The 16829-nt window shown below is 71.4% G+C and carries 16 protein-coding genes and 1 pseudogene; 1 reads left to right on the forward strand and 16 read right to left on the reverse strand.

Features of this window, described 5'->3' with window-relative positions; translation table 11 throughout:
• Positions 1 to 100: 100 nt before the first annotated feature.
• Entirely contained in the window at positions 101 to 1072 is a 972-nt protein-coding gene (gene rpsB, locus ACFXAZ_RS37025; RefSeq protein WP_384600639.1) for a 30S ribosomal protein S2, read from the reverse strand.
• 346 nt (positions 1073 to 1418) lie between these two features.
• Between rpsB and ACFXAZ_RS37030 the strand changes: the two are divergent.
• Positions 1419 to 1868 (forward strand): annotated as a pseudogene (locus ACFXAZ_RS37030) (M23 family metallopeptidase); the annotation flags it as partial.
• Positions 1869 to 2279: 411 nt separating this feature from the next.
• Here ACFXAZ_RS37030 and ACFXAZ_RS37035 read toward each other — a convergent pair.
• The 15 genes from ACFXAZ_RS37035 to ACFXAZ_RS37105 all read right to left on the reverse strand — a co-directional run.
• The gene (locus tag ACFXAZ_RS37035) at positions 2280 to 3101 is read right to left on the reverse strand and encodes a carbohydrate ABC transporter permease (RefSeq protein ID WP_384600641.1); all 822 of its coding nucleotides are present in this window, start codon (positions 3099 to 3101) and stop codon (positions 2280 to 2282) included.
• Positions 3098 to 4075: a carbohydrate ABC transporter permease gene (locus ACFXAZ_RS37040; RefSeq protein ID WP_384600644.1), complete on the reverse strand. Its 978-nt coding sequence runs from the start codon at positions 4073 to 4075 to the stop codon at positions 3098 to 3100. Before ACFXAZ_RS37040 ends, ACFXAZ_RS37035 begins: the two co-directional genes overlap by 4 nt.
• Positions 4072 to 5382 carry an ABC transporter substrate-binding protein gene (locus ACFXAZ_RS37045; protein WP_384600647.1) on the reverse strand — a complete coding sequence of 437 codons (1311 nt, stop codon included), beginning with the start codon at positions 5380 to 5382 and terminating at the stop codon, positions 4072 to 4074. Before ACFXAZ_RS37045 ends, ACFXAZ_RS37040 begins: the two co-directional genes overlap by 4 nt.
• A 397-nt stretch (positions 5383 to 5779) precedes the next feature.
• Complete coding sequence (locus ACFXAZ_RS37050; RefSeq protein ID WP_384600649.1) at positions 5780 to 6781, reverse strand: LacI family DNA-binding transcriptional regulator; 1002 nt, start codon at positions 6779 to 6781, stop codon at positions 5780 to 5782.
• 329 nt (positions 6782 to 7110) lie between these two features.
• A complete protein-coding gene (locus ACFXAZ_RS37055; protein WP_384600668.1) occupies positions 7111 to 7668 on the reverse strand; it encodes a TetR/AcrR family transcriptional regulator in 558 nt (185 codons plus the stop codon).
• Between the two features lie 189 nt (positions 7669 to 7857).
• On the reverse strand, positions 7858 to 8703 hold the full coding sequence (whiG, locus tag ACFXAZ_RS37060) for an RNA polymerase sigma factor WhiG (RefSeq protein WP_382689905.1): 846 nt from the start codon (positions 8701 to 8703) through the stop codon (positions 7858 to 7860).
• 275 nt (positions 8704 to 8978) lie between these two features.
• The gene (gene dprA, locus ACFXAZ_RS37065) at positions 8979 to 10166 is read right to left on the reverse strand and encodes a DNA-processing protein DprA (RefSeq protein WP_384600670.1); all 1188 of its coding nucleotides are present in this window, start codon (positions 10164 to 10166) and stop codon (positions 8979 to 8981) included.
• Between the two features lie 245 nt (positions 10167 to 10411).
• Positions 10412 to 12037, reverse strand: a complete 1626-nt coding sequence (locus ACFXAZ_RS37070) for a YifB family Mg chelatase-like AAA ATPase (protein WP_384600652.1) — start codon at positions 12035 to 12037, stop codon at positions 10412 to 10414.
• Between the two features lies 1 nt (position 12038).
• Positions 12039 to 12401 carry a YraN family protein gene (locus tag ACFXAZ_RS37075; protein WP_384600655.1) on the reverse strand — a complete coding sequence of 121 codons (363 nt, stop codon included), beginning with the start codon at positions 12399 to 12401 and terminating at the stop codon, positions 12039 to 12041.
• A gap of 137 nt (positions 12402 to 12538) precedes the next feature.
• Entirely contained in the window at positions 12539 to 12847 is a 309-nt protein-coding gene (locus tag ACFXAZ_RS37080; protein ID WP_003965949.1) for a DUF2469 domain-containing protein, read from the reverse strand.
• A gap of 56 nt (positions 12848 to 12903) precedes the next feature.
• On the reverse strand, positions 12904 to 13422 hold the full coding sequence (locus ACFXAZ_RS37085; protein ID WP_384600673.1) for an NUDIX hydrolase: 519 nt from the start codon (positions 13420 to 13422) through the stop codon (positions 12904 to 12906).
• Between the two features lie 91 nt (positions 13423 to 13513).
• The gene (gene lepB / locus ACFXAZ_RS37090) at positions 13514 to 14287 is read right to left on the reverse strand and encodes a signal peptidase I (protein WP_384600658.1); all 774 of its coding nucleotides are present in this window, start codon (positions 14285 to 14287) and stop codon (positions 13514 to 13516) included.
• Between the two features lie 189 nt (positions 14288 to 14476).
• A complete protein-coding gene (gene lepB / locus ACFXAZ_RS37095; RefSeq protein WP_382689895.1) occupies positions 14477 to 15469 on the reverse strand; it encodes a signal peptidase I in 993 nt (330 codons plus the stop codon).
• Positions 15360 to 16448 carry a signal peptidase I gene (gene lepB, locus ACFXAZ_RS37100; RefSeq protein WP_384600662.1) on the reverse strand — a complete coding sequence of 363 codons (1089 nt, stop codon included), beginning with the start codon at positions 16446 to 16448 and terminating at the stop codon, positions 15360 to 15362. Before lepB (ACFXAZ_RS37100) ends, lepB (ACFXAZ_RS37095) begins: the two co-directional genes overlap by 110 nt.
• A partial coding sequence (locus ACFXAZ_RS37105) for a S26 family signal peptidase (RefSeq protein ID WP_384600665.1) occupies positions 16441 to 16829 on the reverse strand: 389 nt, incomplete at its 5' end. The genes ACFXAZ_RS37105 and lepB (ACFXAZ_RS37100), both read right to left, overlap by 8 nt.

The following is a 16829-nucleotide window of genomic DNA, read 5'->3' on the forward strand; positions in this document are numbered from 1 at the left end:
CCCCCCCGCCCCCCCCCCCCACGGCCGGCTGACCTACGGGTGAACGGCGGGGGCGGAGTGCATGTCACCGCCCCCGCCGTCTACGGGGAAACCGGGTGCGTCAGACCTGCTCGGCGTCGGCGGCGGGGGCCTCGGCAGCGGCCTCGGCGACCTCGGTGGCCTCGGCGGCGGCCGGGGCCTCCGCAGCGGCCTCGGTCACCTCGGTGGTCTCGGTGGCCTCGGCAGGGGCGTCGGCCTGCTCGGCGTCGGCGACCTTCTCGGTCTCGGCGGAGGTCTGGACCTCGGCCTCGTCCGTCTTCTTCTCGCCCTCCAGCAGGTCACGCTCCCACGCGGCGAGCGGCTCGCCGGCGGCCTTCTCGCCCTTGCCCTCCGTCGCCACGCCGGAGCGGGAGATGAGGCCCTCGGCGACGGCGTCGGCGATCACGCGGGTGAGCAGGGTGACGGAGCGGATCGCGTCGTCATTGCCCGGGATCTTGTAGTCGACCTCGTCGGGGTCGCAGTTGGTGTCGAGGATCGCGACGACCGGGATGTTGAGCTTCCGGGCCTCACCGACCGCGATGTGCTCCTTCTTGGTGTCCACGATCCAGACGGCGCTGGGCACCTTCTGCATCTCGCGGATACCGCCGAGGGTCTTCTCCAGCTTGGCCTTCTCGCGCGAGAGCACGAGAAGCTCCTTCTTGGTCAGACCGGACGCGGCGACGTCCTCGAAGTCGATCTGCTCCAGCTCCTTGAGACGCTGGAGGCGCTTGTAGACGGTGGAGAAGTTGGTGAGCATGCCGCCCAGCCAGCGCTGGTTGACGTACGGCATGCCGACGCGGGCGGCCTGCTCGGCGATGGCCTCCTGCGCCTGCTTCTTCGTACCGACGAACATGACCGTGCCGCCGTGGGCGACGGTCTCCTTGACGAACTCGTAGGCGCGGTCGATGTACGACAGCGACTGGAGCAGGTCGATGATGTAGATGCCGTTGCGCTCCGTGAAGATGAAGCGCTTCATCTTCGGGTTCCAACGGCGGGTCTGGTGACCGAAGTGGACGCCGCTTTCCAGCAGCTCCCGCATCGTGACGACGGCCATGGCCGTGTTCTCCTTGGTTCTCGGTTGCCGCGGATGCCGGACGGCTTCCGCGCCTGACGCCCGCTGACGCGCCGTGCCACTAGGGACCGAGGGGCGCTGACCGGGACCGTTTCCGGCCGCCGTGTCGGGGCGTGCGAAGTCGACCCGGTGGCCCGGGTCGCCACCAGAAGTGTACGGGACCCACGAGGCGGCGGGTGACGCCGTTGTCCACAACCTCGGAGTTGTCCACAGCTCCCGGCCATGATCGCCGCGCCTGCGCGACGGTGGGGCGATGAACCGACCCCTGCGCCTGCTGCCGGCACCGTTACTGACCGTGGCCTTGACGGCCCTGACCGTCGTGGCCTCCATGACCTCCGTGACCGCCCTGCCCGACGGGGCCCACGCGCAGGCGCCCCCACCGGCCCCTTCACCGGCACCCTCCCCAGCCCCGCCCCTCGCTGTGACCTGGCCGGTGGGCGACCGCCCACGCGTCCTGCGTGGCTGGGATCCACCCTTGACGCCGTACGCCACGGGCCACCGCGGCATCGATCTGGCGGCGGCTTCCGGCCAGGCGGTACGGTCCCCGACCCCCGGCCGGGTCACCTTCGCGGGCCGGGTCGCGGGCAAGGGCGTGATCACCGTGGAACTCCCGGGCACCGGCACCCCACCCCTGCGGACGACGTACGAGCCGGTACGGGCGTCGGTCCGCGCGGGGGACACGATCACGGCGGGCACCCACCTGGGCGAGCTGGAGCCGACCGGCCCCTCCCACTGCGCGAACCGCTGCCTGCACTGGGGCCTGCGCCGGGGGGACACCTATCTCGACCCCTTGTCCCTCCTGCCGGAACACCTGACCCGCAGACCACCGCCACGCTTGCTGCCGGTGCATGGGGTGCCGGTGCCTGGGGAGCGGGGGGCGCGGGGCTTGGGGGCGGCGGGTACGGGGGGTGCCGGTGCGGGGGCGGCGGGGTGGGCGGGGGCCGGTGCGCGGAGTGCCGGTGCTCTGGTGGCCCGGCGGCAAGGGACGCCGCCCCCGGGACATGCGTCGGCGCGTCCGCCCGGTGCGCGGTTGGCTCGCCGGCGGCAGGGCGCTCGCGCCTCGTGCCAGGCGCACGGACGGCCCCTGCCCTGGCGCGAGGGGCTCCGGCACGCAGGCGCGGCGCCCGGTCAGGAGATGGCGGGAACGGGATGGACGCAGGGGACGGGGGAACGGGGGCACAGGATTCCCTCAGCCCTTCAGGGCGCCCGCGGCGATGTTCCGGACGAAGTGCCGGGCGCCGAAGAGGAACACGATCAGCAGCGGCACGATGGCCACGAGGGTGCCTGCCATGACGACGCTGTAGTCGGTCACGTACAGGCCGTTGAGCTGGGCCAGCGCGAGCTGGAGGGTGATGTGCCGGGAGTCGATGAGGACGACCAGCGGCCACAGGAAGTCGTTCCAGGCGTTCACGAAGGTGAAGATGCCGAGGAAGGCGAGGGCGGGCCTGAGCAGCGGCAGCGCCACGTGCCAGTAGGTCCGGAAGAAGCCGCAGCCGTCGATCCGTGCGGCCTCCAGGATCTCGTCCGGCAGGGCGCCGCCGATGTACTGCCGCATCCAGAAGATGCCGAAGGCGTTGGCCGCGGCGGGCACGACGAGAGCCTTCAGGCTGCCCACCCAGCCCAGCTCGGCCATCAGCGAGAACTGCGGGATCGCGGCGAGCTGGGTCGGCACCACGAAGGTGGCGAGCAGCAGCCCGAAGAGCACCTTGCTGCCGGGGAAGGCGTACTTGGCGAACGTGAACGCGGCGAGCGAGTCGAAGAACAGCACGGCGAGGGTGGTGGCGATGGCCACGAGGAGGGTGTTGAGCAGCGACCCGAAGAAATCGATCCGCGAGAACACCTCGCCCACGTTGTGGAACAACTGGTCCCCGGGGACCAGCTTCGGCGGGGAGGCGTAGATGTCGCCCGTGGTGTTGGAGGCCATCACGGCCATCCAGTAGTACGGGAAGAGGGTGATCACCGCGCCGATCAGCAGGGCGGCATACGTCAGGATGCGTCCGCGGATGCTCATCGCCCGCCCTCCCTGAGGCTGTTCCGGCCGCGCCCGGACCGGGACAGCAGGCGCCAGTTGAGGATGGAGAAGAGGACGACGACCACGAAGATGCCCCAGGAGATGGCGGCGCCGTACCCGAAATCGCTGTCCCCGAAGGCGGTGCCGTAGAAGTACAGGACCATGGTCAGACCGGCCGCGCCGGGTCCGCCGCGGTCCCCGAGCAGCACCTGGGCCTCGGCGAAGGTCTGCATGCCGCCGATCGCGGACATGACGAGCGAGAAGAGCAGGACGGGGCGGAGCAGCGGCAGGGTGACGGAGAAGAAGGTCCGCACCGGCCCGGCGCCGTCGATGCGGGCGGCCTCGTAGACATCGCCGGGCAGGGACTGGAGTCCGGCGAGGAAGATGATCGCGTTGTAGCCGGTCCAGCGCCAGATGATCATCAGCGCGATGGCGGAGCGGATCGCCCACGGGTCGGTCAGCCAGGGCACCCCGCCGATCCCGAACAGCCCGAGGAACCAGTTCAGCACGCCGAACTGCCCGCTGAAGATCGACCCGAACACCAGTGACATCGCCACGATCGAGGTGACGTTCGGCATGAAGTACGCGATGCGCAGCGCGCCCTTGAAGCGGATCGAGGAGTTCAGCCCGAGTGCGATGAGCAGGGCCAGGACGGTCATCGGGACCGTCGACAGCACCCAGATGATCAAGGTGTTGCCGATCGACGTCCAGAACATGTCGTCGGTGAGCAGAAACCGGAAGTTCTCCAGCCCGACGTACTCCATCGACCCGACCCCGTCCCAGCGCTGAAAGGCGAGGAAGAGGGAGTAGAGCACCGGGTAGAGCCCGAAGGCGGCGAAGAGCAGGAAGAACGGGGAGACGGCGATGTACTGCGGCAGATATCGCCAGCGCCTGCGCCGTCGCGCGGCTGCCGCGGCCTCGGCGGAGACCCCCCGGTCGACGATGGTCGGGTCCGGCTCGGACAAGGCTGTCATGACAGCACCCCTTGCCGCCGCAGCAGCCGTTCGATCCTGGTTCGGGCGTCGTTCCAGGCCTGCTCCGGGTCCTTGCCGCCGAGTTCGACATTGGTCAGCTCATCGGTGTAGGTGTCGCTCAGGGTGATGTCCCAAGGGCTGAAATACGCGTACCGCACCTGGTCGGCGATCTGGGCGAACACCTGTACGGCGGACTGACCGCCGAAGAACGGGTCGCCCGCGCTGATCCGCGGATCCCCGAACGCCTCGGGGCTGGCGGGGAAGAGCCCGATGTCCAGGTAGTTCGTGGTCTGGTTCGCCGGGTTCTGCAACCAGCTCAGGATGTCGAACGCGGCCTGCGGCTCGGGGCAAGCGCTGGTGATGGCGAGGAAGGACCCGCCCTGATTGCCGGCCCCGCCGGGCGGCGCGCACACCCGCCACTTCCCGGCGGTGTCCGGCGCGGACTCCTTCAGCTCCCCGGTGATCCAGGAGGCGTTGATGAAACCGGCCTCCTGACCGCCGACCCAGGCCGCGTGCCGGTCGACGGACTGCCCGTTGACGCTCTGCGACCCGGCGAACCCGGCGGTCAGCCGCCGCTGATACGCCTCCACGGCCAGATCCCAGGCGTGCCGCACATGCGACTGATCGTCCAGATAGTGATTCTCCGGATCGAAGTACTTCCGCGGCTGCTGCGCCATCGAGTACGTGAACACCATCTTGGTGTCGGTGATCACATACCGCCCCGGCAGCTCCCGCTTCAGCTCCTCGGCGAGCGTGAAGTACTCCTCCCACGTGGGCGCGGCGGCGGCCACGTCCCCGGGCTCACTGGGCAGCCCTGCCCGGGCGAAGACGTCCTGCCGGTAGTAGAGCGCGGCGGGCCCGATATCGATGGGAAATCCCAGCTGGAAGCCGTCGGGCGTGGCCCCGGCCTGCCACTTCCAGGGCAGATACCGTTCGGCGAGTTGCTGCGCGCCCAGCCCATTGAGATCGACGAAACGATCACTGTCGGCGAAGTAGCGCGAGATGTTGTCGCCGATCATCGTGATGTCGGGCACGTAGGCGTTGCCGGCCAGCGCGGCGAGCAGCCGCTGGGTGAGATCGCCGCTCACCTGCGAGGTGACGAACCTGTCCGTCGCGAACCGCTCGCCGGCGTTCTTCAGCACCTGGTCGGACAGGCCGTGGTAGGTGTACCAGAGCGTGAGAGACCCCGGCTTCGCCGTGGCCGGGCTGGAACAGGCGCTGGCCCCGAACGCGGCGACGCCCAGGGCGCCCGCGCCGGCCAGCAGCCTTCGTCGAGTCAGCGTCAACAGGACCCTTCCGAAAGCCATGAGCGCCCCCATGAGCGCTCACGAATTGCGCCCCGGAGCCTGTTTCCGGCCATGGACATGCGCCCAGACCGAGGACGACGAACGTTCATGATTCACAGGCGGGGTGGGGGGTGAGGTGGGGAGTGGGAGATGTCCGGCATGCCGAACACGCCAAGGTGGCGTGGGTGCCGAGAGTACGACGGGGGGCTGTGAGGCGGTAGAGGTGTGGGTACGACGGTGATGCTGCTGTTGGGGGTGGGGCTATTGACACGCCTGCTGGGGGTGGGTGACCCCGCTACGAGGTCGTGGTCCCGGCGGGAAGAGCCGAAGCCCAGCCCGCCCCGGCCACCGCCCCACCCTTGCCACCCGGGCCACACAGACCCTGCACAGGCCCTGTGTGGCCCTGTACAGGCCCTGCCTAGGCCGACTCCCGCAGACACAGCTCCGCGCGGACGATCTCCGACTCCACACCGAGCGGACCCGTGCCGGTCAGCAGCCGGGCGGCCTGGTGGACGGCCAGCGTGCCGAGGCGGCGGGCGTCGAGGGCGACGCTGGTGAGCGCGGGTTCCACGAGCGCGCCGAGTTGCAGCCCGTCGAAGCCGATCACGGCCAGGTCCTGCGGAATCCGCCGCCCCAGCCGCCGCCCGGCCCGCAGCGCGCCGATGGCGATGATGTCGTTGAACGTGAAGACGGCGGTGACGTCCGGATGCTCGGCCAGCAGTTCCTCCAGCGCCCGCTCCCCGCCCTCCACGCTCTGCGCGGCCCGCCGCACCGGCCCCTCACCCAGCCCGTGCGCCGCCAGCGCCGCCCGGAACCAGACGTACCGGATACTCGGCTCGGCCCGCCCGGCGTGATCGAGCATGCCGATCCGCCGGTGCCCGCCGGCCACCAGATGCCCGATGGCTTGCTCGACGCCCGCGCTGCCGTCCACCACGATCGAACTGAACCGCACCGCGGGCCCTTCCCGCCCTATCAACACCACGGGCACCCCCCGCACCAGCCGGTCGAGCTCCTCCTCGGGCCTGCTGAAGTACCCCACGACCGCGTCGACCTGCGACCCGATCACCTCCAGCGTCCCGCGCTCCTCATCGGGGTTGTCGGCGGTGTCGTAGACGACGACATGCCAGCCACGCGCCCGCGCCGCCTCCAGCGCGGCGGCGGCGACCTCGGTGAAGAACGGGTTCCGCAGATCCGGGATGACCAGCCCGATGCTGGTGGTGTCCGGCCGCACCAGCCCCCGCGCGAACCGGCTAGGCCGGTACCCCAGCGCCTGCGCCGCGTCCAGCACCCGCTGCTTGGTCGAGTTGCCGATCTCCCCCTTGTCGTTCAGCGCGCGCGACACCGTCTGCCGGGACACCCCCGCACGCTGGGCGACATCGTCGATCGTCACCCTGCGGGCTGCCGCCCCCGACTGCGCCATCACTTACCTCCGGACCATGCCGACGCCGATGCGCCCGCCGGGGATCGAGTATGCCTGTGCCGAGGTGAATCACGACGCGGGGGCATGGACCGGTCACGGGGTGCGGGGTCGTGCGGAGGGGGCGCCACGCCCTACGAGAACGAGAACGACTACGACACCGGCACCGCACCCGCACCCACACCCACACCCACACCCACAAAAAACGTCAGCACCGGCGAAAACGTCGCCCGGCGAAAATCCGCCCCGCCCCCAAGCGGACGCCACTCACCACACCCCGCGTCACCCCACACGGAGCACAGCCGACCGCACCCCGCCGCGCAGGCCCGCGCTCAGCCCCCGACCCCCCGCAGCGCCATCCCCACCGCCGCCTCGGTGATCGTGTCCGGCTCCTCCGCCACACCCAGCTCGATCCTGCGTACGGCCGCGTCCACCACGCCCTGGAGCAGCATCGCCGTGAGCCGGGGCTCGGCGTGGCCCATGTCGGCCAGTGCCTCGACGATCATCGCGATCAGCCCGCCGTGGGCCGCCCGGATCTTCTCCCGCGCCCCGGCGTCCAACTCGCTCGCCGAGATGGCGACCACGGCCCGGTGCCGCCGGTCCCCCACCAGCTCCAGCTGCTTACGGACATACGCCTCGACCTTCGCCTCGGCCCCGTCCGCGGCATCCATCGCCGTCTCGACCTCGGCCGCCCAGACGGGGAAGTCGACCTGGCACAGCTCCTCGACCACGGCCGCCCGTGACCGGAAGTACTCATACACGGACGAACGCGCCAGCCCGGTGCGCTCGGCGAGTGCGGGGAAGGTCAGCGCCTCCGTCCCGCCCTCGGACAGCAGGGAGCGGGCCGCGTCCAGCAGGGCGGCTCGCTGCATCGACCGGTGCTCGGCCACGGAGGCCGCTCGAATCCTTGGCACGTCAACCACTCTACGGACGGACCCACCGCTTCGGGAGTGGCGCACACCACCGAGGTCCCCCACCGACCGGCGCACTCACCCCCGACGGGCGCACTCGCCTCGTCCGAACACGCCACCCCTCCCAGGCCCCCTGCGGAACCCCTGGGCCCCAGGCCCCTGCCGGCCTCAGCGCCCGAATCCGGCCAGCTTCGCCCTCAGCTGCAACACCGACTTGGTATGGATCTGGCTGACCCGGCTCTCGGTGACCCCCAGCACATTGCCGATCTCGGCGAGCGTCAGCCCTTCGTAGTAGTAGAGCATCACGACGGTCTTCTCCCGCTCGGGCAGCGTGTTGATCGCCCGTGCCAGGAACCGCCGTAGCTCGCGGTCCTCCGCCACCTCCACCGGATTGTCGGCGGCGGTGTCCTCCAGGGTGTCCATGAGGCTCAGCCGGTCGCCGCCGCCCTCGCCCCCGACATGCAGCAGCTCCTCCAGCGCCACCACATTGGCCAGCGACAACTGGCTGAACACCGCGTGCAGTTCGTCCACCGGAATGCCCAGCTCGGCGGCCACCTCCGACTCGCTCGGCGTCCGCCGCAGCCGCGCCTCCAGCGTCGCGTACGCCCGCTCGACGTTGCGCGCCTTCTGCCGCACGGACCGGGGGATCCAGTCCAGCGCCCGCAGCTCGTCGATCATCGCGCCCCGGATCCGGGTGATCGCGTACGTCTCGAACTTGATCTCCCGGTCGATGTCGAACTTCTCGATCGCGTCGATCAGCCCGAACACCCCAGACGACACGAAGTCCGCCTGCTCCACATTGGGCGGCAGCCCCACGCTCACCCGCCCCGCCACATACTTCACCAGCGGCGAATAGTGCAGGATCAGCTGCTCCCGCAGCCGCTCGTCCCCCGTGGTCTTGTACGAACGCCACAGTTCGTCGAGCGTCGAGGGAGCGGGCGGTCGCATGCTGCCACCCTCACGGGCGGCTGGGGGGATCGCCGCCCGGTCGGACCCGGAGGTGTGCTGGGGCATTCGTCGCCTTGTGCCGTTCTGCCGTGAAGCTCGTGCGGGGGTGCCTGTGGTCGCGCCATCGGTCTGGTGGGTGGCCGGTCTGGACCGGATCCTTGTGAGCGTAGCGTGACTGGAGTGTCGCGGTGCGCGAAGTGCGAGGCCCGCGCGGTGCGCAGATACGTTCCGTTCGACGCCCCACCGGGTCATGACGATCACTCACCGCGATCACGTAATCCGGCCAACTGCGCCATTTCCCAAGGAATTCCACCTTCCCCCGGACGGCCGAACACACTCGGTCAACCCGGACTGCGACCGTCGCGGACCGGCGTCACCGACTGGCGTGTCAACTTCCAGCCGTCGCCGTGTCGTTCGACAAACCCGAGCGCTCTGAGTTCGTACAGTCTCGCGATCGTGTCGTCCGGCGTGGTCTGCGCGCCGCGCGCGATCTCATCGGCCTGGGCGGCCCGGCGGCCGGGCACCGCCGCGAGAACCCTTCTCGCGGCGGGGGTGAGCAGATCGCGCGGCAGCACCGGACCGCGCCGGACCGGTGCCAGCTCGCCCATGTCACCCACCAGTTCGACCACCTCGGCGGCATCGGTGACCAGCTCGGCGTCCCCGCGCAGCAGCTCGTGCACGCCGGCCGACAGGGCACTGGTCGCCGGACCGGGCACCCCTATCGTGTGCCGGCCCAGCCGCTGCGCGGCCCGCGCGGTCACCAGTGACCCGCTCCGGTACGCCGCCTCCACCACCACCGTGCCCCGGGTGAGCGCGGCGATCACCCGGTTGCGCAGGATGAAACGGCTCGGTGTCGGATGTTCCCCCGGCGGCAACTCCCCGACGACCAGTCCCTGTTCCGCGATCCTCGCGATCAGCTGGGTGTGCCCGCGCGGATAGGGTTTGTCGACTCCGCAGGCCAGTACGGCGACGGTGGCCCCGCCCGCCCCGAGCGCGCCCCGGTGAGCGGCGCCGTCGACGCCGTAGGCGCCGCCGGAGACCACGACCCAGCCCCGTTCGGCGAGGCCGCAGGCGAGGGTGACGGCCATGTGTGCGCCGTACTCGGTGCAGGCGCGGGCCCCCACGACCGCGACCGAACGCAAGGCCCACATCCGCAGGCTCGCCCGCCCCCGCACCCACAGCCCCAGGGGCCGCGCGTCCCCGAGGTCGTCGAGCTGCCCCGGCCACTCGCCCGCCCCCGGACTGACGAACCGCACTCCGGCAGCCCGCGCTAGGGCCAGATCCCGCTCCGGCTCGGCCCGCCCGGCCCGTGCCCGCAGCCCACTCCACCGCCGATCGCTCACCCCCGGCAACGCCCGCCCGCCCCGCACCCGCCGGGCCACCTCCCGCACCCCGAACTCCCGCACCCACCGGCCCCCGACCTCATCACCGGGTTCGATGACCCGGGTGAGGAAGACCCGGTCCAGCAGCTCGCCCCCGAACTCACCACCGCCCTCGCAGCCGGTCCCGGCATCGGTGTCGGCGTCGATGTGACCGGCCGGGCCGAACAGCCCGTCACCGGCCTCACCACCACCCCCGATTCCGGCATCGGCGTTCCCGTCTGCGACCGGACCGAACAGCCCGCCACCGGCCTGACCACCACGCTCGGTCCCGGCATCGGTGTCCGCGTCTCCGACCGGACCGAACACCCCGCCACCGACCGCGCCACCACCCCCACTCCCGCCACCAGCCGCACCCACTCCCCCACCGCTCCCGCCACGGAATTCGCCCCGGCTCACGTCAACGCCCCGATCGCCATGGGCACCCCCCGTGGGATGCCCGTCCGCAGTTGCAGCGCCAGGGCGACGTCGGTGATGGTCGGCCGGTCGTGGCCGACGAGGTCGGCGACGGTCCAGGCGACCCGCAGCACCCGGTCCAGCCCCCGCGCGGTCAGCGCGCCCCGCTCCAGATTGCGCTCGGCCTCGTCCATGGCGCCGGGCGCGGCATGCCAGCGGGTGCGCAGCTCGCGTCCGGGGACCTCGCTGTTGGTGCGCCACGGCGTGTCCGCCAACCGGGCCACGGCCCGCTCCCGCGCCGCCCGCACCCGGTCGGCGACGGTCGCCGAGGACTCGCCCCGCGCGCCCCGGTCGAGCAACTCCGCGCGGGTGACGCGATCGACCTCGACCCGTAGGTCGACACGGTCCAGCAGCGGCCCGGAGAGCCTGGACTGATACCGCCGGATCGCGGACGGCGAGCACTCGCACAGGTCCCCGGTGACCGAGAACCGCCCGCACGGGCACGGATTGGCGGCGAGCACCATCAGGAACCGGGCCGGGAACCGCACCACCCCGGCACTGCGCGCGATCACCACATGCCCGGCCTCCAACGGCTGCCGCAGCGCGTCCAGCGCATGCCCGCTGAACTCGGGCGCCTCATCGAGAAAGAGCACTCCCCGATGCGACAGCGACACGGCCCCCGGCCGGGCGATCCCCTGTCCGCCGCCGACCAGCGCCTGCATGGTCGCCGAGTGGTGCGGGGCGCAGTAGGGCGCGATGTCGATCAGGGGTTTGCCCGGTGGCAGCAGTCCGGCCACCGAGTGCACGGCGGTGACCTCCAGGGAGTCCTGGCGGGCGAGCCGGGGCAGGATCGCGGGCAGCCGCTCCGCCAGCATCGTCTTGCCCGCCCCCGGTGGGCCTTCGAGGAAGAGATGGTGGCCTCCGGCGGCCGAGACCTCCACCGCCGTGCGCGCCGAGGTCTGGCCCACCACGTCGGCCAGATCGTGCCCGGCATCGTGCTGCGCGGCGCCCACGCTGTGCATACCGGTGGCGGCGCCGGTGCCCGGCATCCGCAGACCGGCGAGCAGTGGATCCGGCCTGCCCAGGTCGTCCGGGGCTTCCTCGGGCACCGGTTCGTCCGCGAGGACGGCGATCAGCTGCCGCAGGCTGCGCACCCCCAGCACGGACACCCCGGGCACCAGCGACGCCTCGGCGGCGGCGCACTCCGGCACCACGACCTGTTCGTAGCCGGCGTCGGCGGCGGCCAGCACCGCGGGCAGGATGCCCCGTACCGGACGGACCCGGCCGTCCAGGCCCAGCTCGCCGATCATCACGAGGTCGGCCAGCACGCGCGGGTCGATCCGCTCCGAGGCGCCCAGCACCGCGCAGGCCACGGCGAGGTCGAAGCCCGATCCCGCCTTGGGCACGGACGCCGGGCTGAGTCCCACGGTGAGCTTCTTCTGCGGCCACTCGGCGCCCGAGTTCACGACCGCGGCCCGCACCCGGTCCCGGCTCTCCGTCAGGCTCTTGTCGGGCAGTCCCACCAAGGTGAACGCCGCGACGCCCGGTTCCAGGTCCGCCTGGACCTCGACCACGACGCCCTCGACACCGACCAGGGCCACCGAGCACGTACGCGCGAACGCCATCTCAGGCCACCCCCCGCGCGTGCTCGACCACGGCCGCGCCGCGCTCGGGCAGGACCACACCGATCAGGTCGATGCGCACCCCGCCGGGTGGCGCTCCCCCGTGCGCCTGGGTCCATCGCTGCGCGAGCCCGCGCAGCCGCTCCGCCTTGACGGGCGTCACCGCCGCCATCGGATGCTCGTAGGACCCCGTCCTGCGGGTCTTGACCTCGCAGACCACCAGGACGTCCCCGTCCCGCGCCACGATGTCGATCTCACCGGTCCTGCCACAACGCCAGTTGCGCTCCAGGACCGTCATACCGGCCTCGGTCAGCCGTCGCGCGGCCAGATCCTCGCCGTACCTGCCGAGTGCGTCTCGTGCGTTCATGTCGGCACCTCCTGGCGCCAACGATCACGCACCCCCCACCCAGAAGTGGATCTTGGTGAGTTACCGACCGGTTGTGGATATCTCCGCCACCCACACGAGTGACGGACCCCGCCCCACCCACCGAACCCACCCGGACCTCACCCGCCCGGCAACTCCAGATCACTCTTGTTCAGCTCCTCGATGTTCACGTCCTTGAACGTCAACACCCGGACCTGCTTCACGAACCGCGCCGGCCGATACATGTCCCACACCCAGGCATCCGCCATCGACACCTCGAAGAACACCTCACCCTGGACCGAGTGCACCTGCATCTCATAGTCATTGGTCAGATAGAAGCGCCGCTCGGTCTCGATCACATATTTGAACAGACCGACGACATCGCGGTACTCCCGGTAGAGCTTCAGCTCCATCTCGGTCTCGTACTTTTCGAGGTCCTCGGCGCTCATGGCATGTTCCCCTTCAGCCGTGCGATCCCACCATTGTGCGCCCGTCCCGTGAGCCTCTAGACGATTTCCGTGTCAAGGATCTCCGGCCGGGGCGGGGGACCTTCGTCGAGCAGTCTGCGCAGCAGCTCGGCGAGTCTGGTCGGATACACCGTCTCATGCGACCGGGCCAGTTCCTGACACGTCCACCACCTCGCCCCGGCGACACTGCGCCGCTCCAGCTCGGTGAGGGCGAGGGCCCGCGTCACGGTCTGCGTCGTACGGGCCAGGTAGTACCACTCGTCCTGGTCCCAGCGCCGCCCGGCGAACGGGAAGGAGCACCTGCGCCGCCACAGCACCGGACCCAGCTCGACCTCGGTGATGCCGGTCTCCTCGGACAGCTCCCGCAGCGCGGCCCGCTCCCGGCTCTCGTCGCCCTCCACACCCCCACCCGGCGTGAACCACCAGTCGTCGGCCGGATCGTCCGGTTCATGCCCGTGCAGCAGCAGAATCCGGTCTTCCGGATCCAGCAGCACCACCCGAGCGACCTTCCGCAGCCCACCCCGGTACGTGTCCTCGGCCCCCGCCGCGGCCGACAGCCCACCCTCACCGGATCCCGCCCCGGACACCGGCCCACCGGCACCGGCACTCGCCCCGCCCGCGCCGGGCACCGCCCCCGCCCCACCCCCGTCAGCCGACACGCGCCGGCTCCTGCCCCCGTCGCCGCGCCGCACCCCGCGCCGCCACCCCCTTGGCCACCGGCCCGTACGCGGCGCCCGCCAGCACCAGCACCGCCCCGGCCACGATCAGCGCCACGACCGTACGGATAGGTCCCGGCTCGGACAGCGCCCCCAGCTCCGCGAAGCCACTCGGCGGCTCCAGCGTCCCGTCCATGGGCCAGACGACGGCGTCCACCCGCCCGGTGACCGCGTCGCGCGCCACCGTGCCGCTCGCCGCGTCCGTGAGGTGGGCCGTGGAGTCCAGCGAGCTGTGCCGCTCGTCGCCGAGCAGGAAGATCCGTCCCTCGGGAACGGTCACCGCCGGGAAGTCCGCGGCCTCCGCGGACTCACCCGCGGGCAGATAGGGCTCGTCGACCGGCTGACCGTTCACCGTCAGCTTCCCGTCCGTGCAGCAGGCCACCGTGTCCCCGCCGACCGCCACGACCCGCTTCAGCACGGGCGCGTCCGCCCAGGTGGCGTCCTTGAAGACGACGACATCGCCCCGGCGTACATCGTCCCCGTCGACCCGCTCCGCCAGCACCCGGTCCCCGGCGTCGATGGTCGGCGCCATGGAACCCGTCGGGACCGTGTACGGCCGGTAGACCAGCGCTCCCCAGCCGAACCCGCCGACGAACAGCGCCAGGCCCAGCGCCACCGCCACCCCGGACAGCAACTGCCCGGCCCGCCCGCCCGCCGGACCACCGCCCCCACCAGGGGCCGTACCTGTCGTGCTCTCGCCACCCATGGACCCGCACCCTACCGGCGGCGCACCCACCCCGGTCAGCCCTTCCACCACCCCGGCGTCCCACCCCCATCACGCGCCCCACTCCACTCCGCAGCCACCTGACGACATACGCCGACGGGGCCCTCGTACGATCACGAGGACCCCGTCGGTCCGGCGGTTCCGCCCCGCCCCAGCGCCCGGCTGCCGGGCTCAGCGCGTCTTCTCGACGACGCCCTTGCGGCGCCACCACACCACCGGCACCACGGCGGCCAGCGCCAGCGCGTTCGGCGCCGTCGTCAGGCCCGCCGCCGCGTTGGAGGGCTGGTCGTCGAGGCCCGGCTGGTCGAAGGTGTCCGGAACCGACAGGGTGCCCCAGCGGTTGATCGGCCACGCCTTGACGACGGCCCGTCCGACGACCTCCTCGACCGGAACCATGCCGTGGTACTTGTCGGCGGTGTTGTAGCGCGAGTCCCGGGAATTCTGCCGGTGGTCGCCCATCACCCAGATGAAGCCCTCGGGGACCTCCACCGTGAACTGGCCGCCCTGGTCGTCCATGCTGCACGGGGTGTTGCCCGGATAGACGTACGGCTCGTCCAGCGCCTTGCCGTTGACCATCACCGGGCCGGTGCCCTGACACGAGACGGTGTCGCCGCCGACTCCGATGACCCGCTTGATCAGATCCTTCTCCTCCGAGGACGGCATCAGGCCGATCCAGCTCAGGAAGGTCTGGAAGGCGTTGGGTTCGGCGGTCGGCTCACCGGCCAGCCAGTTGTCCGGGTCGTGGAAGACGACGACCTCGCCGCGGTCCGGCTCGGAACCGAACCACGGGGTGAGCTTGTCGACCAGCACGCGGTCGCCCCGCTGAAGGGTGTTCTGCATCGAGTCGGAGGGGATCGAGAACGCCTGGAGCAGAAACGTCTTGATCAGCAGCGCCAGCACCAGCGCGATGACGATCAGGATCGGCAGCTCCTTCCAGAAGGAGCGCGGCTTCTTCGGCCGGGGCGGCATCTCGTCCGTCCCCCGGTCGCCGGCCGTGGGATCCGACGGACCCGCGGGACCGGCGGCGCCGGGCGCCCCCGGCGTCGTACCGTCCTCATTCCCTGAGGTCACGGCACCGTCGGCCTGGGCGGACTCTTCCACGGGACGTCCGCGGTGCTCCTCGCCGTCGTGTCCGGACCGTGCGCCAACCGCCACATCCCCCACGCCAACTCCTCACTCTGTGCCGCCGCCTGCCCCATGCACGACGCAGGCCCACCACTCCCATAACGAGCGGGAGTTCCGCAGGGGTCGGGAGCTGGATTGCTTTCGGATCGTAGGAGGCAACCCTATGCGACAGCGTGGGACCGGCGGTCGCCCCAGGCGCGGAGTCGGTCAAGGATGCGTACGTTTTCGGTTCGTCCAGGGCGGACCAGTGGGCGAAGGGCCAGGCGATGACCATGGCACGGCCGACCACCTCGTCCTCGGAGACCGTGCCGCCGTAGTCGGTGTCCTGGTGGGCGCGCGAATCGGCGGAGTTGGAGCGGTGGTCGCCCATCACCCACAGCCGGCCCTCGGGGACGGTGATGTCGAACCTGGTTTCGGAGGGTGCGTTTCCCGGATACAGGTAGTCGTCCTCGGTGAGCGGGACGCCGTTGACGGTCACCCGGCCCTGCGCGTCGCAGCACTGCACCCGGTCGCCGCCGACGCCGACGACCCGTTTGATGAGGTCCTTCTCGTTCTCCGAGGGCAGCAGGCCGATGAAGGTGAGGGCGTCCTTGACCTGCTTGATCACGATCGGGTCGTCCTCCTGCTGGGCGGGCTCCTCCTCCTGGAGCCAGCCGCCGGGGTCCCGGAAGACGACGACATCCCCGCGCTGCGGCTCGGAACCGAACCACGGGGTGAGCTTGTCGACCAGCACCCGGTCGCCGATCTGGATGGTCTGCTCCATGGAACCGGACGGGATCACGAACGCCTGGACCAGGAATGTCTTCAGCACCAGGGCGATCAGCACGGCCACGCCCGCGAGCAGCGGTATCTCCTTGATGGCCGAGCGCCGCCGGCGCCGCTTGACCTTGCGCTGGAGCTTGCGGCGCTCCGCGCGGGTGCGTCCCGCGCCCCGGGCGGCGGTGCGGCGGGTGCCGGTGGGCAGCAGATCGTCGGCGGGGCTGCTGGGCACTCCGCGCGGTTTCCCGCGGTTACCCATGGGTGCCGTCCGGGTCGGGCACGCGCGCGTAGGCGTCGGACGGGGTGAGCCGGCTCCAGCGGCCGGCGGGCCAGGCGATCCAGTCGGCCCGCCCGATGACCTGGTCGACGGGGATCATGCCACCGCCGGGCGAGCCGAGGTGGTCACGGGAGTCGCTGGAGGCGCTGCGGTGGTCGCCGAGCAGGAAGAGACCGCTCTCGGGCACGACGACGTCGAAGGGCACCGTGGACGGGCTGTCACCGGGGTACAGGAACCCGGACTCGTCGACCGGCCGGCCGGTCACCACGATCCACCCCCCCCCCGCCCACGCCAACCCCCCGCGCCCCCCCCCCCCCCCCCCCCCCATCAACAATGAGGGCCGCCCCCCAAAAGCCGGGCCCG

Origin of the sequence: Streptomyces sp. NPDC059477, from assembly GCF_042749375.1 — a bacterium.
Taxonomy (GTDB): Bacteria; Actinomycetota; Actinomycetes; order Streptomycetales; family Streptomycetaceae; genus Streptomyces.